This window comes from Reyranella sp. GW821-FHT14A01, from assembly GCF_058803965.1.
In genome coordinates this window covers 35,075-57,052 of the sequence record NZ_JBXAPM010000005.1, presented here as the reverse complement: position 1 = coordinate 57,052, position 21,978 = coordinate 35,075, and the positions used below count along the sequence as shown (strand labels likewise).

20 protein-coding genes and 1 other RNA gene are annotated in these 21,978 nt (G+C 65.8%); 7 read left to right on the top strand and 14 right to left on the bottom strand.

Annotated features, from left to right (window positions below):
- Positions 1-40: 40 nt before the first annotated feature.
- The 3 genes from AC1ROX_RS11230 (at position 41) to AC1ROX_RS11220 (ending at position 3,731) form a co-directional block, all read left to right on the top strand.
- Positions 41-1,147 (top strand): TRAP transporter substrate-binding protein, encoded by a 1,107-nt coding sequence (locus AC1ROX_RS11230; RefSeq protein WP_493125441.1) that lies wholly within the window; start codon positions 41-43, stop codon positions 1,145-1,147.
- Between the two features lie 178 nt (positions 1,148-1,325).
- The gene (locus tag AC1ROX_RS11225) at positions 1,326-2,432 is read left to right on the top strand and encodes a TRAP transporter substrate-binding protein (RefSeq protein WP_493125439.1); all 1,107 of its coding nucleotides are present in this window, start codon (positions 1,326-1,328) and stop codon (positions 2,430-2,432) included.
- A gap of 195 nt (positions 2,433-2,627) precedes the next feature.
- The gene (locus AC1ROX_RS11220) at positions 2,628-3,731 is read left to right on the top strand and encodes a TRAP transporter substrate-binding protein (RefSeq protein ID WP_493125437.1); all 1,104 of its coding nucleotides are present in this window, start codon (positions 2,628-2,630) and stop codon (positions 3,729-3,731) included.
- A gap of 96 nt (positions 3,732-3,827) precedes the next feature.
- On the opposite strand, the gene AC1ROX_RS11215 is transcribed toward AC1ROX_RS11220, so the two are convergent.
- The 14 genes from AC1ROX_RS11215 to AC1ROX_RS11150 form a co-directional block, all read right to left on the bottom strand.
- Positions 3,828-4,310: a GNAT family N-acetyltransferase gene (locus tag AC1ROX_RS11215; protein WP_493125467.1), complete on the bottom strand. Its 483-nt coding sequence runs from the start codon at positions 4,308-4,310 to the stop codon at positions 3,828-3,830.
- An 83-nt stretch (positions 4,311-4,393) separates the two neighbouring features.
- Positions 4,394-5,995: a TRAP transporter large permease gene (locus tag AC1ROX_RS11210; protein WP_493125435.1), complete on the bottom strand. Its 1,602-nt coding sequence runs from the start codon at positions 5,993-5,995 to the stop codon at positions 4,394-4,396.
- Positions 5,992-6,537 (bottom strand): TRAP transporter small permease subunit, encoded by a 546-nt coding sequence (locus tag AC1ROX_RS11205; protein ID WP_493125433.1) that lies wholly within the window; start codon positions 6,535-6,537, stop codon positions 5,992-5,994. The genes AC1ROX_RS11210 and AC1ROX_RS11205 overlap by 4 nt, the downstream gene beginning before the upstream one ends.
- A gap of 155 nt (positions 6,538-6,692) precedes the next feature.
- Complete coding sequence (locus AC1ROX_RS11200; protein ID WP_493125431.1) at positions 6,693-7,427, bottom strand: arginyltransferase; 735 nt, start codon at positions 7,425-7,427, stop codon at positions 6,693-6,695.
- Positions 7,428-7,511: 84 nt separating this feature from the next.
- Positions 7,512-8,114, bottom strand: a complete 603-nt coding sequence (locus tag AC1ROX_RS11195) for a DUF4126 domain-containing protein (RefSeq protein WP_493125429.1) — start codon at positions 8,112-8,114, stop codon at positions 7,512-7,514.
- Positions 8,115-8,136: 22 nt separating this feature from the next.
- The gene (recR, locus tag AC1ROX_RS11190; protein ID WP_493125427.1) at positions 8,137-8,730 is read right to left on the bottom strand and encodes a recombination mediator RecR; all 594 of its coding nucleotides are present in this window, start codon (positions 8,728-8,730) and stop codon (positions 8,137-8,139) included.
- Positions 8,731-8,743: 13 nt separating this feature from the next.
- Positions 8,744-9,073, bottom strand: coding sequence for a YbaB/EbfC family nucleoid-associated protein (locus AC1ROX_RS11185; RefSeq protein ID WP_493125425.1), 330 nt, complete (start codon positions 9,071-9,073; stop codon positions 8,744-8,746).
- Between the two features lies 1 nt (position 9,074).
- The gene (locus tag AC1ROX_RS11180; RefSeq protein WP_493125423.1) at positions 9,075-10,832 is read right to left on the bottom strand and encodes a DNA polymerase III subunit gamma/tau; all 1,758 of its coding nucleotides are present in this window, start codon (positions 10,830-10,832) and stop codon (positions 9,075-9,077) included.
- A 96-nt stretch (positions 10,833-10,928) separates the two neighbouring features.
- An RNA gene (gene ffs, locus AC1ROX_RS11175) (signal recognition particle sRNA small type) lies at positions 10,929-11,023 on the bottom strand.
- A 100-nt stretch (positions 11,024-11,123) separates the two neighbouring features.
- The gene (locus AC1ROX_RS11170) at positions 11,124-12,437 is read right to left on the bottom strand and encodes an LLM class flavin-dependent oxidoreductase (RefSeq protein ID WP_493125421.1); all 1,314 of its coding nucleotides are present in this window, start codon (positions 12,435-12,437) and stop codon (positions 11,124-11,126) included.
- Positions 12,437-12,850 carry a copper chaperone PCu(A)C gene (locus tag AC1ROX_RS11165; protein WP_493125419.1) on the bottom strand — a complete coding sequence of 138 codons (414 nt, stop codon included), beginning with the start codon at positions 12,848-12,850 and terminating at the stop codon, positions 12,437-12,439. The genes AC1ROX_RS11170 and AC1ROX_RS11165 overlap by 1 nt, the downstream gene beginning before the upstream one ends.
- 57 nt (positions 12,851-12,907) lie before the next feature.
- Positions 12,908-13,639 carry an SDR family NAD(P)-dependent oxidoreductase gene (locus tag AC1ROX_RS11160; RefSeq protein WP_493125417.1) on the bottom strand — a complete coding sequence of 244 codons (732 nt, stop codon included), beginning with the start codon at positions 13,637-13,639 and terminating at the stop codon, positions 12,908-12,910.
- A gap of 60 nt (positions 13,640-13,699) precedes the next feature.
- Positions 13,700-15,490, bottom strand: a complete 1,791-nt coding sequence (locus tag AC1ROX_RS11155) for a hydantoinase B/oxoprolinase family protein (protein ID WP_493125415.1) — start codon at positions 15,488-15,490, stop codon at positions 13,700-13,702.
- A 106-nt stretch (positions 15,491-15,596) separates the two neighbouring features.
- Complete coding sequence (locus tag AC1ROX_RS11150) at positions 15,597-17,675, bottom strand: hydantoinase/oxoprolinase family protein (RefSeq protein ID WP_493125413.1); 2,079 nt, start codon at positions 17,673-17,675, stop codon at positions 15,597-15,599.
- A 135-nt stretch (positions 17,676-17,810) separates the two neighbouring features.
- Here AC1ROX_RS11150 and AC1ROX_RS11145 point away from each other — a divergent pair, with 135 nt between their 5' ends.
- The 4 genes from AC1ROX_RS11145 (at position 17,811) to AC1ROX_RS11130 (ending at position 21,977) form a co-directional block, all read left to right on the top strand.
- A complete protein-coding gene (locus AC1ROX_RS11145) occupies positions 17,811-18,833 on the top strand; it encodes an ABC transporter ATP-binding protein (RefSeq protein ID WP_493125411.1) in 1,023 nt (340 codons plus the stop codon).
- Between the two features lie 65 nt (positions 18,834-18,898).
- A complete protein-coding gene (locus tag AC1ROX_RS11140) occupies positions 18,899-20,188 on the top strand; it encodes an ABC transporter substrate-binding protein (RefSeq protein ID WP_493125409.1) in 1,290 nt (429 codons plus the stop codon).
- A 90-nt stretch (positions 20,189-20,278) separates the two neighbouring features.
- A complete protein-coding gene (locus tag AC1ROX_RS11135) occupies positions 20,279-21,133 on the top strand; it encodes an ABC transporter permease (RefSeq protein WP_493125407.1) in 855 nt (284 codons plus the stop codon).
- Position 21,134: 1 nt separating this feature from the next.
- On the top strand, positions 21,135-21,977 hold the full coding sequence (locus AC1ROX_RS11130; RefSeq protein WP_493125405.1) for an ABC transporter permease: 843 nt from the start codon (positions 21,135-21,137) through the stop codon (positions 21,975-21,977).
- Position 21,978 lies beyond the last annotated feature (1 nt).

Here is a 21,978-nt window from a genome sequence, read left to right as displayed (position 1 = left end):
ACTGTGCCGTTCTGCAACGCGAGCTGGGAGTCCTAGTTTTATGCAACGTCGTAAATTCATCCGCACGGCCGGCATCGGCACCGCTGCGGTCGCTGCCACCGGTACGCTGGCCGCGCCGGCCATCGCGCAGTCCGCGCCCGAGCTGAAGTGGCGCATGGCGTCGAGCTTCCCGAAGTCGCTCGACACGATTTTCGGTTCGGCCGAGCTGTTCACGAAGTACGTGTCCGAAGCGACCGACGGCAAGTTCCAGATCCGCCTGTTCGCGGCCGGTGAGATCGTCCCGGGCCTGCAGGTCGCCGACGCCGTCCAGAACGGCACCGTCGAGATGGGCCACACCGCGTCCTACTACTATGTCGGCAAGGACCTGACCTTCGCCCTCGACTGCGCCGTGCCGTTCGGCCTGAACGCGCGCCAGCAGGATGCCTGGTGGAACTGGGGCGGCGGTCGTCAGGCGATGAACGACTTCTTCAAGGACTACAACATCGTCTCGATCCCTTGTGGCAACACCGGCGCCCAGATGGGCGGCTGGTTCCGCAAGGAGATCAAGACGGTCGACGACCTCAAGGGCCTGAAGTTCCGCGTCAGCGGCTTCGCCGGCGAAGTCCTGACCAAGCTCGGCGTGGTGCCGCAGCAGATCGCCGGCGGCGACATCTACCCGGCGCTCGAGAAGGGCACGATCGACGCGGCGGAGTGGGTCGGTCCCTACGACGACCAGAAGCTCGGCTTCAACAAGGTCGCGCCGTACTACTACTATCCCGGCTGGTGGGAAGCCGGCCCGCAGCTGTCGGCCTATGTGAACACCACCAAGTGGGCCGAGCTGCCGAAGTCGTACCAGGCGATCGTCGAGGCCGCCGCCGCCAAGGCGCACACCTCGATGCTCTCGAAGTACGATGCCCAGAACCCGAAGGCGGTTCGCGAGCTGGTCGGCGCCGGCACCAAGCTGCTGCCGTTCTCGCCGCAGGTCCTCGAGGCCTGCTACAACGCGACCAACGACCTCTTCGCTCAGCTCAGCGAGAAGAACCCGAAGTGGAAGAAGATCTTCGAATCGTGGAAGCCCTTCCGCGCCGAGGAGGTCCTGTGGTTCCGCGTCGCCGAGAACACGATGGACAACTTCATGGCGCGTCAGTCGGCAGCCAACAAGCTCTAGGCTTCGACGCCTGAATGGCTTGGAAAACCCCGCTTTGGCGGGGTTTTCTTTTGTCTGCACTCTCCCGGCAACTGCTTTCCATGGACGTTGCGCTATGCGATAAACCGGCACCCATAAGGTGTGGTTCGCGTGGCAAAAGTCGCGCGTTCGGTAAGCAAAAGAGTTAGGGAGATAAAAAATGCAACGTCGCAAATTCTTGCGCACGGCCGGTGTCGGCGGTGCGACGGTCGCTGCTGCCGGCGTCCTGGCCGCTCCGGCGGTTGCCCAGTCGATGCCCGAGGTGAAGTGGCGCCTGGCGTCGAGCTTCCCCAAGTCGCTCGACACGATCTACGGTGCCGGCGAGTACTTCGCCAAGCGCGTCGCCGCTCTCACCGACAACAAGTTCCAGATCCGCGTCTTCGCGGCCGGCGAAATCGTCCCGGGCCTGCAGGTCGTCGACGCCGTCCAGAACGAGACGGTCGAGTGCGGCCATACCGCGGCCTACTACTATGTCGGCAAGGACCCGACCTTCGCCTTCGACACGGCGCTGCCGTTCGGCCTCAACACCCGCCAGCACAATGCGTGGGTTTATTTCGGCGGCGGTCTCGAGCTGATGCGGGACTTCTACAAGGAATACAAGATGACCTCCTTCCTGATGAGCCATACCGGCGCTCAGATGGGCGGCTGGTGGCGCAAGGAGATCAAGACCGTCGACGACCTCAAGGGCGTGAAGATGCGCATCGGCGGCTTCGCCGGCCAGGTCATGGCGAAGCTCGGCGTGGTGCCGCAGCAGATCGCGGGCGGTGACATCTATCCGGCGCTGGAGAAGGGCACGATCGACGCCGCTGAGTGGGTCGGCCCGTATGACGACCAGAAGCTCGGCTTCAACAAGGTCGCGCCCTACTACTACTATCCCGGCTGGTGGGAAGGCTGCGCGGCCCTGTCGCTCTATTGCGGCGACAAGGCCTACGAGGCGCTTCCGCCGGTCTACAAGGAAGCGATCGCGGTCGCATGCGGCGACACGGTGAGCTGGTCGGTCGCCAAGTACGATGCCCAGAACCCGCGCGCGCTGCGCGAGCTGGTGGCGGCCGGCACGAAGTTCCTGCCGTTCCCGCAGGCGGTGATGGAGGCGTGCTTCGGCGCCGCCAACGAACTCTACGCCGAGACCATCTCCAAGAATCCGAAGTTCAAGAAGGTCTACGATTCCTGGAAGCCCTTCCGGAACGAAGAGGTGCTCTGGTTCCGTGTGGCCGAGAACACGTTCGACAACTTCATGGCGCGCCAGTCGGCTGCCAACAAACTCTAGGACCAGCCGGCTTGCCGGTCGAAAGCCCCGCTTCGGCGGGGCTTTTTGTTGTTCGGACGCCGTCATTTCACGGCCGAACATTGCTTATTTTTAAGGAATTTCCGGCAGGCGGGCGCTTTTCAAACTCAATTTCGCATGCCAGTGTTGCAGTTGCTGAAGGGGGCCATGAAGGCAACCACGGGAGGAAACAGAAAAATGCAGCGCAGGAAGTTTATTAAGACCGCGGGCGTTGGCGCCGCGGGTGTTGCGGCGGCGACCACGGTCGCGGCACCGGCCATTGCCCAGAGCATGCCGGAAGTGAAGTGGCGCCTGACATCGAGCTTCCCCAAGTCGCTCGACACGCTCTATGGCGGCTCGGAGCTGTTCGCCAAGGTCATCGGCGAGATGTCGGATGGCAAGTTCCAGGTCCGCGCTTTCGCCGCCGGCGAAATCGTCCCCGGTCTGCAGGTCGCCGACGCGGTGCAGAACGGCACGGTCGAAGCCGGCCAGACGGCCGCCTACTACTATTTCGGCAAGCATCCGAACTTCGTGTTCGAGACCGGCCTGCCGTTCTCGGTCAACCAGCGCCAGCTTTATGCCTGGCTGTACTTCGGCGGCGGCCATCAGCTGATCAACGATTTCTACAAGGAGTACAATTTCCGCTCCTTCGTCTTCGGCGGCACGGGCTGCCAGATGGGCGGCTGGTTCCGCAAGGAAATCAAGTCGATGGACGACATGAAGGGCCTGAAGTTCCGCGTCGGCGGCTTCGCGGGCCTCATCCTGGAGCGCCTCGGCGTGGTGCCGCAGCAGATCGCCGGCGGCGACATCTATCCGGCGCTGGAAAAGGGCACGATCGACGCCTGCGAATGGGTCGGTCCGTATGACGACGAGAAGCTCGGCTTCAACAAGGTCGCCAAGTACTACTACTACCCCGGCTGGTGGGAAGGCTGCTCCGGCGGCTCGCTCTACATCAACAACCAGGCCTGGGAAAAGCTGCCCAAGAACTACCAGAGCATGGTCGAGGTCGCGTCCGGCCTGGTGACTTCCTGGATGGTGCCGAAGTACGACGCCAGCAATCCGGCGGCGCTGCGTCGCCTGGTGGCCGGCGGCGCGGAGCTGCGGCCGTTCCCGCGCGCGGTCCTCGAGCCCTGCTTCAACGAGGCCTACAAGTTCTACGACGAACTCGCGGCCAAGGATCCGAAGTTCAAGAAAATCTACGAGAGCCTGAAGGCGTTCCGCTCGGACGAGAACCTCTGGTTCCGCGTCGCCGAGAACACCTTCGACAACTTCAACTTCGCGATGTCGGCCGCAGGCCGCTAACGCGAAACCCACAAAGAGAAAGCCCCGCCGTTTGGCGGGGCTTTTTTGTTGCCCGTGATGGAACTGGCGTCGACAGCCGCTTCAACGCGCCATGACCTAAAACGACTTCGCCATGTAGACCCTGGTATGAGGGTCGAGGCCATGGTCGGGCGGGCCACGGCGCACGATCGCGAAGCCGTATCGCTGGTAGAGGCGAATGTTGGCCACAGCCATCTCGGCGGTTTCAAGCGACAGGCTGCCAAGGCCGCGCGCTCGCGCTATCCCCTCGATCCGCTGCAACAGCCAACTCCCGATACCGGTGCCCTGTCGTGCCGGATCGACGGCAATAGTGTGGATGTAGAGGTCTTTCTCCTGTGGTTTGGTCCTGGCGGCACCGACGATGCGCTCACCGTCCAAAGCGACGTAGATGTCGCCGCGCTCGAGCTCCGTCGCAAATTGCTCCCACTCCTCGGCATACTCGGCAGATTCGTCGGCAGGAAACTCGCGCCCCAAAGCGCGGAGATACGGCGTGAAGGCTGCGCGTATGACGCGCACGACTTCAGCGCTCTCTGAAGGGATCGCCGTTCTGAACGTCAGCATCACGGACGCAGAATACCAAACAAAATGCCCGCCGGTGTGGCCGGCGGGCGTGAGTCGTTCGATCGATGGACCGGATGCTTGCGCTATTTAGGCGGCGCCCCGAAGACCGGCGGTGCGGAGTCCTCCGTCGGCGGCGCCTGGATCTCGATCGTCACCTTGCTGGGATCGACCCCGTGCGGCTTGTCGAGGAAGTAGGTCACCGACTGCGGCACCGCGATCACGATCGCCACCATGATGAGCTGCAGCAGTACCCAGGGGATCGAGCCCCAGTAGATGTCAGAGCTCTTCACTTCCTTGGGCGCCACACTGCGCAGGTAGAACAGCGCGAAGCCGAAGGGCGGGTGCATGAACGAGGTCTGCATGTTCACGCAGAGCATGACGCCGAACCAGATGAGGGCGGCATCGGCACCCACCACCGGCGTCAGCAGCTTGTTCGCCACCGGCGCCAGCATCGGGATGATGATGAAGGCGATCTCGAAGAAGTCGAGGAAGAAGGCCAGGAAGAAGACGAACAGGTTGACGACGATCAGGAAGCCCCAGACGCCACCCGGCAGGTTCGACATCAGATGTTCGACCCACTGGTTGCCGTCGACGCCCTGGAAGGTGATCGAGAAGCAGGTCGCGCCGACCAGGATGAAGGCGACCATCGCGGTGATGCGCATCGTCGCCTGGAAGGCCTGCACGATCAGGTCGCGCAGGTCCTTCTCCTGCCAGGCCCGCCAGCACAGCCAGATGATGGAAGCGAACATCACCGTAAAGGCTGCCTTGAAGGGCATCGACTTGAACGCCACCGTGCCGATCAGGGCACCGATGATGGCGGCGGCGCAGCCGCCGAAGAAGACGATGCGATCGAACTTGGTGAGCGGTGCGTTACGCACCACGGCGAGTACGATCGCGCCGATCGTGCCCATGGCGCCCGCTTCCGTAGGCGTCGCCAGGCCCATCATGATGGTGCCCAGCACGAGGAAGATCAGCACCGCCGCGGGGATGATGCCCCAGGCGCACTTGACCAGCAGGGCCTTGCCGAACAGCGTCCGCGGCACCGGCGGCAGGGCCTCCGGCTTCACCAGGGTCAGGTAGAAGGTGTAGCCGGCGAACAGGGCGATCTGCAGCAGCGAGGGGCCCCAGGCGCCGAGGTACATGTCGCCGACCGAGCGACCGAGCTGGTCGGCCAGCACGATCAGCACCAGCGACGGCGGCACGAGCTGCGTAATCGTGCCCGACGCGGCCAGCACGCCGGTCGCGTAGCGCATGTCGTACTTGTAGCGCATCATCACCGGCAGGGTGATCAGCGCCATGGCGATGACCTGCGCGGCCACGGTGCCGGTGATGGCGCCGAGGATGAAGCCCACGATGATGGTCGAGTAGCCCAGCCCGCCCTTGATGGGGCCGAAGAGCTGGCCCATCGATTCGAGCATGTCCTCGGCCAACCCGCATTTCTCCAGGATGGCGCCCATGAAGGTGAAGAACGGGATGGCGAGCAGCAGCTCGTTCGACAGGATCGAGCCGAACACGCGGCCGGGGATGGCCTGCATGAAGGCCATCGTGAAGTAGCCCATCTCGATCGACATGAACCCGAAGAAGAAGCCGACCGCGCAGAGCGAGAAGGCGACCGGGTAGCCGATGATCATGAAGACGACGAGGCCGCCGAACATCAGCGGCGGCATATACTCGAGAGGGATCATTGCGTGGGCCTCTCGTAGTGGGCTTCGAGGCTGTCCACTGCATATCCGTTGAGGAAGGCGACCCGCTTGATGAGTTCGGAAAGGCCCTGAAGGGCGACCAGGGCAAAGCCGACCGGAAGGACCAGCTTGATCGGCCAGCGCAGCAGGCCACCGGCATTCGAGGAATGCTCGTTGACGTTGTAGGACTGCATGAAGAACGGCCAGCTGAGCCACGCCAGGATCGTGCAGGTGGGCAGGAGGAAGATCAGCGTGCCCAGAATGTCGACCCAGAGCTGCCCGCGGCGGCTCAAGGTCATGTAGAAGAGGTCGACCCGGACATGTTCGTTGCGCTTCATTGTGTAAGAGGCGCCGAACATCACGATCACGGCGAACATGTACCACTGGATCTCGAGCCAGGCGTTCGAACTCGTGTCGTAGGCGTAGCGCACCATGGCGTTGCCGGCGCTGACCACGCAGGCCAACAGTACGAGCCAGTTACACACACTTCCTATTTTTTCGTTTAACGCGTCGATCAGCGCGCTGAATGCCAGCAATGAGCGCATCCCGTCTCCCCTGCTTGCGAGTTCTTATTTGGCCGTTCGTCCGTTCTCGCCGACGGACCAACTCTCTTAACGCGGTCCGCTGGGCGATGCCAGAGGTTGGATCGATCCGCGCAGCGGACGAGGTGCGTCAAGTCGCACCACTATCGTTACAGTGCCTATGTCGTAGGCAACTCCATCCACCCGTCGGGGCCGAAGAACTCCAGCGGCTGGAATGACCGCTTGTAGGCCATCTTGGTGGAATCGGCGATCCAGTAGCCAAGATAGACATAGGGCAGCCCGCGTTTCGCGGCGGCATTGGCCAGCCACAGGATCATGTGCGTGCCGAGGCCGCGCCGCGGATCCTGCGGGTCGAAGAAGCTGTAGACGGCCGACACGCCGCTCGCCAGCCAGTCGACGAGGCAGGCACCCACCAGGCGACCGTCGGCCGAATCCTCGCGGAACTCGATGATCGCCGTATCGACCGGGCTTTCCTCGACCATCGCGCGGTAGTCGTCGAAATCCATGTCGGCCATGTCGCCGTCACGATGACGCGTCAGCACATAGCGTGAAAACAGCGAGAATTGCTCGCCGGTCGCCAGGGCCTGCGTCTCGGTCGCGTGGACATGCTCGTTGCGGCGCTGGATGCGGCGCTGGCCGCGGCTGGGCTCGAAATCGCGCACCCGGATGCGAACCGGCACACACGCTCTGCAACCGTCGCACAGCGGCTTGTAAACGAAGTGATGCGAGCGGCGGAAGCCGGCGTCGGTCAGCGTGTCGTGCTGGGAGATGGCGTCCGGGCCGCTCAGCTCGGTGACGAGCTTGGTCTCGAGACGATGCGGCAGATACGGGCAGCGCATCGCCGGCGTCGTGCGGAAGAACCGAAGGGATTGGATGTTCTGGCGGATGAACATGTGCTTGCGGTTGCGAGTGTACCCCTCGGGCCGGCGAAGGAAAGCGACAGTTCTTACGCCTAAGGTCGATGATCGGCCTTGCGATCAGGGCCCCTGGCGGCCCCGGGCCAGCCTGCGGAACGGCACCAGGGCCAGTCGCACCAGCTTCGGCAGGAGCCATATAAGGAGGATCACGAACAATGCCAGCAGGCACAAAAAAGTGATCGGATGGGCGATCGCCAGCGCCAGCCCGCCGAAGACCGTCACGTCCTCGCCCAACGAGGCGAGCACATTGCTGAACGGCTCCGGCGAGGTGTTGATCAGGGCCCGCGACCCGGTCTTGGCGATGTGGGTGCCCGCCGCCAGGGTGCCGCCCAGCAGGCCGGCGATGATCGAAACCTCCGGGCTGAGGCTGCCGGCCGCGCCATAGGCCAGCAGCACGCCGGCCGGAATCCGCACGAAGGTCTGCAGCACGTCGTTGATGCTGTCGATGTAGGGGATCTTGTCGGCGAAGAAGTTGAGGGCGAACAGGATCGCCGCGACGCCCAGCACCCAGGGCGATTCGAGCATCTGCAGGTCGTGCGGCAGGGTCACGAAGCCGAGGCGCTGCGCCACGCCGAGCACCAGCACGGCGGCATAGGCGTTCAGGCCGCTGGCCCAGCCGGCCGCCAGGGCGACGGCGATGGCGGTGAGGGTTTCGGCGCTCATGCGGGGGAGGCGGCGGGCGAGATTAGAGGGCGCGCCGCGCCTTGAACGCGGTGGCCAGCGTTCCGTCGTCGAGCCAGTCGAGCTCACCGCCCACCGGCACGCCATGCGCCAACCGTGTCAGCGGCACGTCGTGCTCGGCCAGCCGTTCGGCGAGATAGTGCGCCGTCGTCTGGCCGTCGACCGTGGCATTGGTCGCCATGATCACCTCGCGGACGCCGCCCGCGGCGACCCGCTTCACGAGGGAGCCGATGTTGAGCTCCTCCGGGCCGATCCCGTCGAGCGCCGACAGCGAGCCGCCCAGCACATGGTAGCGGCCGGAGAAGATGCGACCGCGCTCCATGGCCCACAGGTCGCCGACATCCTCGACGACGCAGATCAGGCCGGCATCGCGCCGCGGATCGGCGCAGATCGAGCAGGGATCGATCGTGTCGAGGTTGCCGCACACGCCGCAGGCGCGGATGGCGCGCGCCGCGTCGGCCAGCGCCGCGCCCAGCGGCTGCATCAGCGTCTCGCGCTTCTTCAGGAGATGCAGCGCCACGCGGCGCGCCGAGCGCGGGCCGAGCCCCGGCAGGCGCCCGAGGAGCTGGATCAGCCGCTCGATCTCCGGGCCGTTCATCGGCGGTACGTCCTTAAAGCTTGAAGCCCGGCGGCAGCGGCAGTCCGCCGGTGATGTCGCGCATCTGCTCCTGCACGGTCTGCTCGACCTTGGCGCGGGCGTCGTTGGCGGCGGCCACGATCAGGTCCTCGACCACGCCCTTGTCCTCGGGCTTGAAGAGCGAGGCGTCGATCTCGATCTTGCGGGTCTCGTTCTTGCCATTGACCGTGACCTTGACCAGTCCGGCGCCGGACGAGCCCACGATCTCCAGGCGCTCGAGCGCCGCCTGCAGCTCCTGCATCTTCTGCTGCATCTGCTGGGCCTGCTGCATCAGGCCGCCAAGGTCCTTGAGCTTGTCGAACATTTCAGAACTCGCTTTCCGGGATGTCGTCGTCGGCCGGGTATTCTTCGGCGGGAGGTGGCTCTTCGGCGGTGAAGTCGCCGAGGCCGGCGACCAGGGACGTCTGCTCGCCCTTGCGCCGCACCGAGTCGAGCTTGGCGCCGGGAAATGTCTTCAGGATGGCGAGCACCAGCTCGTTGTTCTCGGCCGAGCTGCGCAGGTCGTCGGCCTTGGTCGCCTTCTGTTGGATGAGCGTCGGCTTGCCCTCGGCACTGGAGACCGAGGCGATCCAGCGGCGGCCGGTCCACAAGCTCAGCATCTCGCTGAGACGTGGGGCGAGGTCGGCCGGCGCCTTCGGCTCCGGCCGGAATTCGATCAGGCCCGGCTCGCAGCGCACCTCGTGGACATGGTGCATCAGGCTGTGCACCAGCCGTGCCTCGCGCTTCGTCTCGAACAGCGCCACGACTTCGGTGAAGTTCCGCGGCGCCGGCATCGCCGGCTGGGCGGCGACCGCCGTCACCGGCTGGGTTGCCAGGCGCGCTGCTGCCCCGCCGCCACCGTTGCCGCGCGGCGCCGCCGGAGCGGGCGCGCCGGCAGGAACACCGCTGCCATTCTGCAATGCCTTGATCGCGTCGCCGGGCGAGGGGAGGTCGGCCACATAGCAGAGCCGGATCAGCGCCATCTCGGCGGCGCGCAGCGGCGAGGGCGCCGTGAGCGTCTCCTGCAGGCCCTTGAGCAACAGCGTCCAGGCCCGCGTCAGCGAGGCCATGGAAAGCTTGCCGGCCATGGCAAGCCCTTGCGCGCGCTCGCTGTCGGCCGTCGAGGCGGCGGCATCGGGCGCCACCTTGAGGCGCGTGACCCAATGGGTGAGTTCCAGCAGGTCCTGCAGCACGACCACGGGGTCGGCGCCGGAATCGTGCATCTCGCCCAGCGCCGCGACCACGCCGGGCGCGTCGCCGCGCATCGTCTTTTCGAAGAGTTCGAGCACGCGGCTGCGGTCGGCGAGGCCCAGCATGTCGCGGACCTGCGCGGCATCGACCACGCCGCCGCCATGGGCGATCGCCTGGTCGAGCATGGAGAGGCCGTCGCGCACCGAGCCGTCGGCGGCGCGGGCCAGCAGGCTCAGGGCTTCGGGCGAGATATCGACCTTCTCGGTCTGCGCGATCCTGCCGAAATGCTCGGTCAACGTTTCCTGCGGCACGCGCTTCAGGTCGAAGCGCTGGCAGCGAGAGAGCACCGTCACCGGCACCTTGCGGATCTCGGTGGTGGCGAACAGGAACTTCACATGCGGCGGCGGCTCTTCCAGCGTCTTCAGCAGTGCGTTGAAGGCCTTCTCCGACAGCATGTGCACTTCGTCGATGATGTAGACCTTGTAGCGCGCCGAGACGGGGCGGTAGCGCACGCCCTCGATCAGCTCGCGCACGTCGTCGATGCCGGTGCGCGAGGCCGCGTCCATCTCGATCACGTCGACATGGCGGTCCTCGGTGATGGCCTTGCAGTTGTCGCAGACGCCGCAGGGATCGACCGTCGGGCCGCCGTTGCCGTCCGGTCCGACGCAGTTCAGGGCGCGGGCGATGATGCGCGCGGTCGTCGTCTTGCCGACGCCGCGCACGCCGGTGAGCATGAAGGCATGGGCGATGCGACCGGTGGCAATGGCGTTGCGCAGGGTGCGCACCATCGCCTCCTGGCCGACCAGGGTCGTAAAATCGACGGGACGGTACTTGCGGGCAAGGACGCGATAGGGGGTTGCCGGATCTTCCGGGCCCTTGGTGGCCTGCGCCATGGCGATCACCCGCTATTCTGCGCCGTGGCCCTCTCAGGCCCGGCGGTCATCGCGCCCGGGCCGCCCGCCCTCTGCGGCGGCGCGCGCAGGGGAACGGGTGAGGGACCGGCATGACCCGAAGCGAATTCGTTACGGCTGCTTCCTTCCGGATCTGACCGGGTTGGCGACTGCTCCGCCCACACCGGCCCCTCGAGGCGGTTATATCAGGAGTCTTGCCGCCCGGCGCAAGAGCCGAATGAAGCTGCTGTGAACGTCTTGCTGAAATACCGGCAAGCTTTTGATTTCAAAGGATTATGTACGCTGCCTGCGATCGGCGGGCCGCGCCAGCCCGAGATGGTCGCGCAAGGTCGTGCCGGTATAGTCGGCGCGGAACAGCCCACGCTCCTGCAGGATCGGCACGACGCTTTGTGCAAACGCGTCGAACTGGCCGGGGAAGAACGGCGGCATGACGTTGAATCCATCGGCGCCGCCCTCGCGGAACCAGCGCTCCAGGACGTCGGCGACCTGTAGGGGCGTGCCGATGGGCAGCAGGTGTCCGCGCGCCGCCGCGACACGATAAAAGAGCTGGCGCAGGGTGAGGTTCTCGCGCCGCGCCATCTGGATCAGCAGCGCCGCCCGGCTCTTGAGATGCTCGGTTTCCGGTACGTCAGGAACCGGACCGTCGAGCGGATGGACCGACATGTCGGCGCCCAGCCGTTCCGACAGCACGGTGAAGGCCTGTGCGGTGTCGATGTTGCGGTTCAGCTCGGCGAAGATCTCCTGCGCCTCGCGTTCTGTCCGGCCGACGATCGGCATCACGCCCGGCATGACCAGGGCGGCATGGGCAGGGCGTCCATAATCAGCGAGCTGGCTCTTCACGCTCCCGTAGAAGGCTTGCGCCTCGGCAAGGTCGTTCTGCGCCGTGAACACGACGTCGGCTATGCGCGCCGCCAGCGCCTGGCCCGGGCCGGAGGAGCCGGCCTGGATCAGCACCGGATGGCCCTGCGGCGGGCGTGGCACGTTGAGCCCGCCCTGCATCGAGAAATACTTCCCCTGGAAGGCCGGGACGTGGAGGCTGCCCGGCCGCACGAAGAGGCCGGCTTTCTTGTCGGCGATGAAGGCATCGTCGTCCCAGCTGTCCCACAGGAGGCGGCAGGCCTCGACGAACTCCTCCGCCATGGCATAGCGCTCGGCATGCGGTGGATGCGAGCGGCCGAACACAGCGCTCGACTTGGAATAGGCCGTCGTCACCACGTTCCAGCCGGCGCGCCCGCCGGAAAGATGGTCGAGCGAAGCGAAGCCGCGCGCCACGTGATAGGGCTCGGCGTAGGTCGTCGATGCCGTCGCCGCGAGCCCGAGCCGCGTCGTGCCCATGGCGAGTGCGGAGAGGAGGCCGAGCGGCTCGAACTTGCCGATGGTCGAGGGATGCTCGCCGTAGCCGGTGGCGAAGCCGTCGCCCAGGAAGAACATGTCGAACTTGGCCGCCTCGGCAGTGGCGGCGATGTGCTGCATCAGCGCCAGGTTGGGCGTGCGGGCATCGGCCTCGGGATGACGCCAGCCGCCGACATGATGGCCGGGCGTCTGCACGAAGACGCCGAGCCGCATCTGGCGAGCCGATCGATCCATTACGATGAGCTGAGCGTGGCCTGTCCTACCGCGCCGGGCGCTTCGACGGCGAAGTCCACGGTGACACTGCCGGCCGTTTCGAAGACGAGCGTGATCGGTAGTTTGCTGCCGGCCGCCAGCGGCGAGGCCAGCCCGCTCAACAGCAAATGATAGCCACGCGGCTTGAAGACCTGCTGGTTGGCCGGCGGGATGACGATGCCCTCCGCGATCTTCCGCATCTCCAGGACGGGCCCCTTGACCCGGATGGCCTGGATTTCGACAGAGCCGGCGGCGGTGCAGGTTGCCGATACGAGGCGGTCCGATTCGCCTTCGTTGACCACCGTCATGAAGCCGCCGGCGATCTCCGGATGGGAGGAAGACGAACGGGCCCAGGGCTTGACGATCTGCAGCGGACCCAGGCTCGCGGCCGGCACTTCCTTTGGCTCAGAACGACGAAGCCACTTCAGCAAAATCCATCCTCCGCCGCGCCGTCAGTGCGCGAAATAGTGCATGCCGCCATCCACTGGAATGACCGCGCCCGTGATGTAGCGCGCCGCCGGGGAGGCGAGGAAGGCGACGAGGTTTGCCACATCCTCCGGCTCGCCGAAATAGCCGATGGGGATGTTTCGCTCGATGAAGCTGCGGCGGGCTTCCTCGGTCGGATGCAGTTTTTGCAGGATCTGCTCGCTGTTGATGCGGCCTGGCTGAATGGTGTTCACCGTGACCCCGTCGGCCGCCACATCGCAGGACAGGCCCTTTGCCCACAAGTGCAATGCGGCCTTTGCAGCGATGGCGGCGTTCAGTCCGCGCGGCTCCATGGAGCCGCTGATGTTGACCACCCGCCCCCATTTGCGTGCCCGCATTTCCGGCAGCAGTGCTTTGGTCAGAAGCCGCGCCGCCGTGAAGTTGAGCGCGAAGGCCTCCTCCCAGACATCCTCTCCGGCATCCGGCCCGGTCGGCCGCGAGCCGCCGGCGCAGTTCACCAGGATGTCGATCGCGCCGAGTGCCTTGCCGGCCTCGGTCGCGATGCGTGCAAGATCATTCGTGTCGGTGACGTCGCCCGCGATAGCGGTCACACCATCGAGCCGTTCGATCTTGTCGGCCCGCCGTGCGGTGGCAACCACGCGCGCGCCCTGCTGTGCCAGGAGCCTGACGACACCGGCGCCGATGCCGGAACTTGCGCCGGACACGAGGCAGGTCCGGTCCTTGAGCTGATAATCCATCGCGCCTTGATGGCGGAGAACGTTCGGTCTGCCAATAGACCGATGCCGGAAAGCGAGGCGTCAGCCGCCTCGCGCCTTTGCGGTCGCGTCCTGGTCGACGATGCCCTTGGCCGAGATCACCACGCCATAGTCCCGCAGCGCGGTCTCGACCGAGATCACGCCGTCGAGCACGTCGTCGGCGACCTTGGCCGGATCGCGCTCCAACGGGTTGCCGTAGCCGCCGCCGGCCGGGCCGTAGCAGACGAAGCGGCCGTCCTTGCCGATGTTCATGTGCGGCACCTTCGAAGGCAGCGCGCGGTCGGCCTGGCCTGGGACCATCAGATCGAGCTTGGCCGGCATGCCCTCGCTGCCGCCCAGGAAGCCCCAGGGCCGGTAGCGATGGCCTTCGCCTTCGACCGAGGCGCCGCCGTCGCTCAGGAAGGTGAACTCGCGCACCGAGCCCAGGCCGCCGCGCCATTTGCCGGCGCCGGCCACGTCCTCGCGCAATTCGTAGCGCAGCACGCGCAGCGGCAGGTGGGTCTCGATATCCTCGATCGGGTTGTTGCGCGTGTTGGCGTAGAGCGTGTCGACGGCGTCCATGCCGTCCTTGCCGAGGCGCCCGCCGTAGGAGCCCTCGAAGATCTCCATGTGCACCCAGTGCGTCTCGTCCTTGAGGCCGGAGAAGGCGATGACCTTGAGGTTGCCGATGCCGGCCGAGACGTTGCCCGGCATGGCGGCCGACAGCGCCTTCATCACCGTGTCGGCGAGCTGGTTGCCGGGGCAGAAGCGCGCGATGGTCGGGGCAGGGAAGGTCGGATTGGCGAGGCAGCCCTTGGGCGCCACGATGGTGATCGGCCGGATGAGGCCCGCATTCACCGGGATATGGCCGTGGACCTCGGTGTCTAAAAGCACAGAGCGAATGGTGAGCCAGATGGCGATGTCGGCGGTGCCTTCGAGCGGCATGTTGATCGGCCGGTCGGGCACCTGCGGCGCCGTGCCGGTGAGATCGACCACCAATGAATCGTCCTTCTTGGTGATGGTGACGACGATCGGCAGTTCCTTCTTGGTGGGATCGTCGCTGTCGAGATAGCCGTCGATCGCCGTCTCGGCGCGATAGACGCCGTCGGGCAGCTTGGCGATCGCCTGCCGCATCAGCCGCTCGGCATGATCCATCAGTGCGCCGCAGGCCTGCTCGAAGGTTTCGAGTCCGTATCGCTCGACCAGCTCGACCATGCGCTCGGCGCCGATCCGGGCGGCAGCGACCTGGGCGTCCATGTCGCCGACCACGAGGTCGGAGGCGCGGATATTGTCGCGCACGATCTGCCACACCGCGTCGTTGCGCACGCCGCGGTCGTAGACCTTGATCGCCTTGAACTGCAGGCCCTCGGCATAGGCATCGATCGCCTCGACGATGCCGCAGGAGCCGGGCGACAGCGCGCCGATGTCGAGATGGTGCGCGGTGGTCGCGGCGAAGGCGATCAGGCGGCCTTGTACGAAGACCGGCACGATGAAGGCTACATCGGGTCCATGGCTGGCGCCCGAATAGGCATCGTTGTGCATGATGACGTCGCCCGGACGGATGACCTCGCCGCGCGCGGCCATGATGCGCTGGATGCCGCGCACATAGCCCGGGATCGGGCCCGACTGCAGCGGCGTCGACTGCGCCGATTCAGCGAGGCCGCGGCCTTCCGCGTCGACGAGCGCTGCTCCGAAATCCTCCGACTCGCGGATGATCGAGGAGTAGCTCATGCGCATCAGCTTGTAGCCCATCTCGACGGCGATGTTCTCGAGCGCCCCCTGGATCACGCTGCTGGTGATCGGATCGATACGGTCGGGCTTGGTCGCGGACTGGCGGGCGGTGGCGGTGGTCATGCGGCACTCCTCTGCTGGGAGCGCGCCACTCCAGTGGCGCTCATAACGTCACGAACGAAGAGCAAGAGCGCCACCGGAGTGGCGCGCTCCCAGCGAAGAGGTTTATTCATTGCCGGGCTTCCTTGCGGATCATGAGGTTGCCGGCCGTGTCGGCTTCGAAGCTGAAGTGCGGCGGCACGACCGTGGTCGTATCCATCTGGAGCACGATGGCCGGCCCCGGGATGCACTTGCCGACCGGGAGCAGGTCGCGGCGGTAGAAGGCCGTCGGATAGTCGGCGAGCTTGCCGTCGACGCGGAAGGTGCCGTTGCCGGAGCGCACTGTCGCCGCTTCGAGCGAGCGGGCGCCATCGGGCACGGGCTTGGCGATGGTGGCGGCGCTGGCGGCGCCGACGAGGCGCAGGTTCACGATCTCGATGGCGGACTGGGCGAAGTGATGGCCGTACTCGCGCTTATGGACCTCGTGGAACGCCTCGAAGGCCTGGGCGAGGGTGGCCTCGTCGAGGATTCCGTCGGGGAAGGTGACCCGGAGTTCGTAGCCCTGGCCGACATAGCGCAGGTCGCCGCGCCGCTCGAACGTCACCTGCGCGAGATCGATGCCGTCGGCGGTAAAGCGCCCTGCCAACTCCTTCGCCATGGCGTCGAAGTCGGCGTTGATGCGTGAAAGGTCGGCGGCGCCTGAGACCTGAAACGAGGTGCGGATGGCGTCGTAACGCAGGTCGCTGATCAGCAGGCCGACCGCCGAGGTGATGCCGGGATGCGGCGGCACGATCACTTCCGTCACGCCCAGCATGTCGGCCACTTCGGCGCCGTGCAGCGGGCCGGCACCACCGAAAGCGACCAGCGCGTAGTTGCGCGGATCGATGCCCTTCTGGACGGTGCGCGAGCGGATGGCGTTGGCCATGTTGGCATTGATGAGGGTGATCACGCCTTCGGCGGCTTCGCGGTCGGAGAGGCCCAGTTCGCGCGCCAACTCGCCGATCACGCGGCGGGCCGCCACCTCGTCGAGCGACATGCCGCCGCCCAGGAAGTTGCCGCCGTCGAGCCGGCCCAGAACGACGTTGGCGTCGGTCACCGTGGCACGCGTGCCGCCGCGTCCGTAGGCGGCGGGGCCGGGTACGGCACCGGCCGAGCGCGGGCCGACCTTGAAGGCGCCGGCCTGGTCGACGAAGGCGATCGAGCCGCCGCCGGCGCCGATCGTATGCACGTCGATCATCGGCACCAGCACGGGGAAGCCGGCGATCCAGGTGTCGCGCGCCGTCGCCTCGCCGAAGCCGCCTTCGGTGACGATGCCGATATCCGCCGAGGTGCCACCGACATCGAAAGTGATGAGGTTGCGCTTTTCCGAGAGCGCGCCCGCCCAGTCGCCGCCGATCACCCCGGCCGCGGGGCCGGAGAGGAGGGTGAGGACGGGACGTTCGGCGACCATGGCGGGCGTCGCGACGCCGCCGTTGGAGGCCATGATGCGCAGGTCGGCCTTGAAGCCCGAGGCTTCGATCTCCGATTCGAGGCGGGTCACGTAGTTGCGCACCTTGGGCCCGACGAAAGCGTTCATCGCCGTCGTCGTGAAGCGCTCGAACTCGCGGAACTGCGGCGACACCGACGAGGAGGTCGTGGCGAAGCACTCGGGATACTCCTCGCGCACGATCTCCATCGCGCGCGCCTCGTGGCTGGCGTCGAGATAGGAGAAGAGGAAGCAGATCGCGATGGCCTGGACGCCGGCTTCCTTGAGTTCGCGTACGGCCTGGCGCACGCCTTCCTCGTCGAGCGGCTCCAGCACCTCGCCGCGCGGCGGCACCAGCCGCTCCGTCACCGTCTTGCGATGGCGGCGCTTCACCAGCGGCCGGTCCTGCCAGGGGATGTCCTGCATGATCGAGTAGTGCTGCGGCCGCTGATGGCGGCCGATATGGAGGATGTCGCGATAGCCGCCGGTGGTGATCATGCCGGTGACGGCCCCATCGTGCTCGAGGATCGCGTTGGTGGCGATGGTCGTGCCGTGGAACACCGTGTCGATGGTCTCGCGCGGGATCGAATATTTGTCGCAGAGCGCCATCAGCCCCTGCACGACGCCGCGGGACGGGTCGTCCGGGGTGGTCGAGACCTTGTGCACGGCGGTGCGGCCGGCCTCGGTGTCGGCAAAGACCAGGTCCGTGAAGGTGCCGCCCACGTCCACGCCGATCAACCGCATCCCGACCTCCCTAAGCTTTGCCCATTGTTTGGCTGTGGCCCCCAGCGAGCAAGAGCCGCGCCAACGCTTCCTCGTATGCGTCTCTGTCCCCAGGGAATTTTACAGTGCTGGCATACGGCTTGCTTCCCCGATGGCATGGCCAAGCAGCCGGATATTGAACTCGTTTCCCTGACCAAGCGCTACGGCGAGACGGTGGCGGTCGATTCGATCGGCCTGCGCATCCCCGCCGGCTCCTATTGCTGTCTCCTGGGCCCCAGCGGCTGCGGCAAGACCACCACCTTGCGCATGATCGCGGGCCACGAGGAGGTATCCGAGGGCGACATCATCCTCGGCAGTGAGAATATCACCGTCCTGCCGCCGGCGGCGCGCGGTACGGCGATGATGTTCCAGAGCTACGCGCTCTTCCCGCATCTCGATTGCACCGACAATGTGGCTTTCAGCCTCAAGATGCGCGGCGTCGACAAGGAAACGCGCCGCGCCCGCGCCGTCGAGATGCTGAAGCGCGTCCATATGGATGCCTATGCCGGCCGCCTGCCGGCCCAGCTTTCCGGCGGCCAGCAGCAGAGGGTCGCGCTCGCCCGGGCGTTGATCACCGATCCGCAGGTCCTGCTGCTCGACGAGCCATTGTCGGCGCTCGATCCCTTCCTGCGCATCCGCATGCGCGAGGAGTTGAAGAGCCTGCAGACGCGGCTGGGCATCAGCTTCATCCATGTGACTCACAGCCAGGACGAGGCGATGGCGCTGGCCGATCTCGTCGTCGTGATGAACGGCGGCAAGATCGAGCAGGCGGCACCGCCGCGCGAGGTCTTCAACAAGCCGGCCTCTGCCTTCGTCGCGAAGTTCATCGGCGGCCACAACGTGCTGCCGGCGGCCGTCGCCCGCGCGGGCGCGGGCGAGGGGCCGTTCGTCGCCATCCGCGCCGATCGCATGTCGGTGCAGGCTGGCACCTCGGGCGAAGCAGGCGTCACCTCGCTGCAGGGCGTCACCCGGTCCGTCGAATATCTCGGCTCGACCGTGCAGGTCGGCATCGACGTCACCGGTCTCGAAACGCTGTCGGCCACGCTGTCGGAGGCGCGCTTCGACGCATCGCCGGTGAAGCCCGGCGAGCCGGTCATTCTGTCGTGGAAGCCCGAGGACGTGCACGTGCTTGGGCGTTGAAGAGACTTGCCGAAGAGACGTCAAAGGGAGGCGGCCCCGCGCCGTCGCAACAGGAGGAGGAACAGATGGCTCGGAAATCGAATGGCGGCATCGGCCGCCGCAGGATGCTCAAGGGCGCGGCCGGCATCGCGGGCGCGGCCGTCGGCAGCGGCGCGATCACCGGCTTCCCGGTGATCTGGGCGCAGAACAACAAGAACATCGTGCTGCGCCAGTGCGGCACCGGCGTGTCGGCGATCAACGAGATCGCCGAGAAGTGCAAGGCCGACCTCGGCATCACCTTGCAGATGACGGCGCTCGATTCCGACGCCGTCGTGCAGCGTGTCGTGACGCAGCCGAACTCCTTCGACATCGGCGACATCGAATACTGGATGATCAAGAAGATCTTCGGCGCCAACACGCTGCAGGCGATGGACGTCAAGAAGATCAAGCTGTTCGACAAGATCGTGCCGATCTTCACCACCGGCAAGCTGAAGCCCGACAGCGTCATCGCCCAGGGTACGGCGCCCAGCACCGTGAGCTTCGTCGAGGGCGCGACCTCGACCAAGTTCTCCAAGACCCCGACCCAGTGGTTCACCATCGTGCCGACGATCTACAATGCCGACACGCTCGGCATCCGGCCCGACCTGGTCGGCCGCAAGATCGATTCGTGGAAGGACATCCTCGATCCGAAGTTCAAGGGCAAGACGTCGATCCTGAACATCCCGTCGATCGGCATCATGGACGCCGCGATGATCTGCGAATCGGCCGGCATCGTGAAGTACGGCGACAAGGGCAACATGACCAAGGCGGAGATCGACAAGACCATCGATTTCCTGATCAAGACCAAGAAGGAGGGCCAGTTCCGCGCCTTCTGGAAGACCTTCGACGAATCGGTGAACCTCATGACCTCGGGCGAGGTCGTGATCCAGTCGATGTGGTCGCCGGCGGTCTCGGCGGTGCGCGGCAAGGGCGTGCCCTGTGTCTACCAGCCCCTCAAGGAAGGCTACCGAGCTTGGGGCGGCGGCCTGGCGCTCGCCAAGCATCTGCAGGGCGCGCAGCTCGACGCGGCCTACGACTACATCAACTGGTACCTGTCCGGCTGGGTTGGCGCCTTCCTCAACCGCCAAGGCTATTACTCGGCGGTGCTCGAGACGGCCAAGGCCAACATGACGGCCGACGAGTGGGGCTTCTGGATGGAAGGCAAGCCCGCCCAGGGCGACATCAAGAACCCGCAGGGCCAGATCGTCGAGAAGGCCGGCGCCGTGCGCGACGGCGGCTCGTTCTACGAGCGCATGGGCGCCGTCGCCTGCTGGAACGCGGTGATGGATGAGGACCGGTACATGGTCCAGAAGTGGAACCAGTTCATCGCCGCCTGAATCCGTTTCGAGTGTTTCGGATATTTCGAATATTGCGTTTATCACCCCACATCCTGCCTCTCCCCCAAGCGGGGGAGAGGGTATGAATCGATGAACCGCGTAAAGTCCTGGGTCACCTACCTGCAGGTCGCGCCGCTGGCGCTGGTGTTCCTGCTGTTCCTCATCGTCCCGATCGCCACGATCGTGGTGGTGAGCTTCTTCGACTACAACGCGACGCAGATCATCCCGGCCTTCCTGCTGCAGAACTACGAGGAGCTTCTCTTTTCGCCGGTCACCTGGCGGACCTATCTCCAGACCGTCCAGTTCGCGCTGATCACCTGGGCACTCACGCTCGCGATCGGCTTCACCGTCGCCTATTTCGTGGCCTTCCATGTGCGGTCGTCCACGATGCAGACGGTGTTGTTCCTGATCTGCACCATCCCGTTCTGGACCTCGAACGTCATCCGCATGATCTCGTGGATTCCGTTTCTCGGCCGCCACGGGCTCGCCAACACCACCCTGATGAACCTCGGCCTGATCAAGGAGCCGCTGGAGTTCCTGCTCTATTCCGACTTCTCGGTCGTGCTGGCCTATGTCCACCTCTACACGCTGTTCATGGTGGTGCCGATCTTCAACTCGATGATGCGCATCGACCGCAGCCTGCTCGAGGCGGCGCGCGACGCCGGCGCGACGGGCTGGCAGACGCTGGTCAACGTCATCCTGCCGCTCTGCAAGCCGGGCATCGCCATCGGCTCGATCTTCGTCGTCACCATCGTGATGGGCGACTTCGTCACCGTGCGCATGATGAGCGGCGGCTTGAGCGCCTCGGTCGGCCTGATGATGGCGAACGCCATGTCGCTGCTGCAGTATCCCGCCGCCGCGGCCAACGCGGTCGTGCTGCTGCTGTTGGTCCTGTTCATCGTCGCCGCCATGATGCGCATGGTCGACATCCGCAAGGAGCTGTGACGTGCAGCACGGCAAGCGCGGTCCCGCCTTCTGGCTTCTCGGCGCCTTCTTCTGCCTGTTCGTGCTGTTCCTCTACGGCCCGACGCTCACCATCCTCATCCTGTCGTTCCAGGGCCCGTCGGGTGGACTGACGTTCCCGATGAATGGCGTCTCGCTGCACTGGTTCAGGAACCTGTTCGAAAAGCAGATGGTCGGCGACTTCGCAGGCTCCTTCCAGCGCTCGATGATCCTGGGCGCCGCCACCATGCTGGTGACGGTCGTGGCCTCCTTCTCGGCAGGCCTCGCCTTCCGCTCGCGGTTCCGCGGCTCGGCGATCATCTTCTATCTCGCCATTGCCAGCCTGATCGTGCCCTCGATCCTGATCAGCCTGGGCATCGGCCTGCTGTATCGCGTACTGGGCTGGGATCCTGCCTGGTACAGCTCGGCGTTCGGTGCCCACCTCACCTGGACCCTGCCGTTCGGCCTGCTGATCATGTTCGCCGTCTTCAACCGCTTCGACCGGCGCTACGAGGAGGCCGCGCGCGACCTCGGCGCCACCTCGTGGCAGACGATCCGCCATGTCGTCATCCCGATCCTGCTGCCGAGCCTGATCGGCGTCGGCCTGTTCGGCTTCACGCTCTCCTATGACGAGTTCGCGCGCAGCCTCTACACCGCCGGCACCTTCAACACGCTGCCGCTCGAGATCTACGGCATGACCACGAATGTGACGACGCCGGTGCTCTACGCGCTGGGCACCGTGACGACGGGCGTCTCCTTCGTCGTGATCGCGGTGGCGCTGCTGTCGGTGACGCTGCTGCGCCGCCGCCGGGCGCGGCACGGCAGCGACGCCGGAAAGGCCGCCTGAC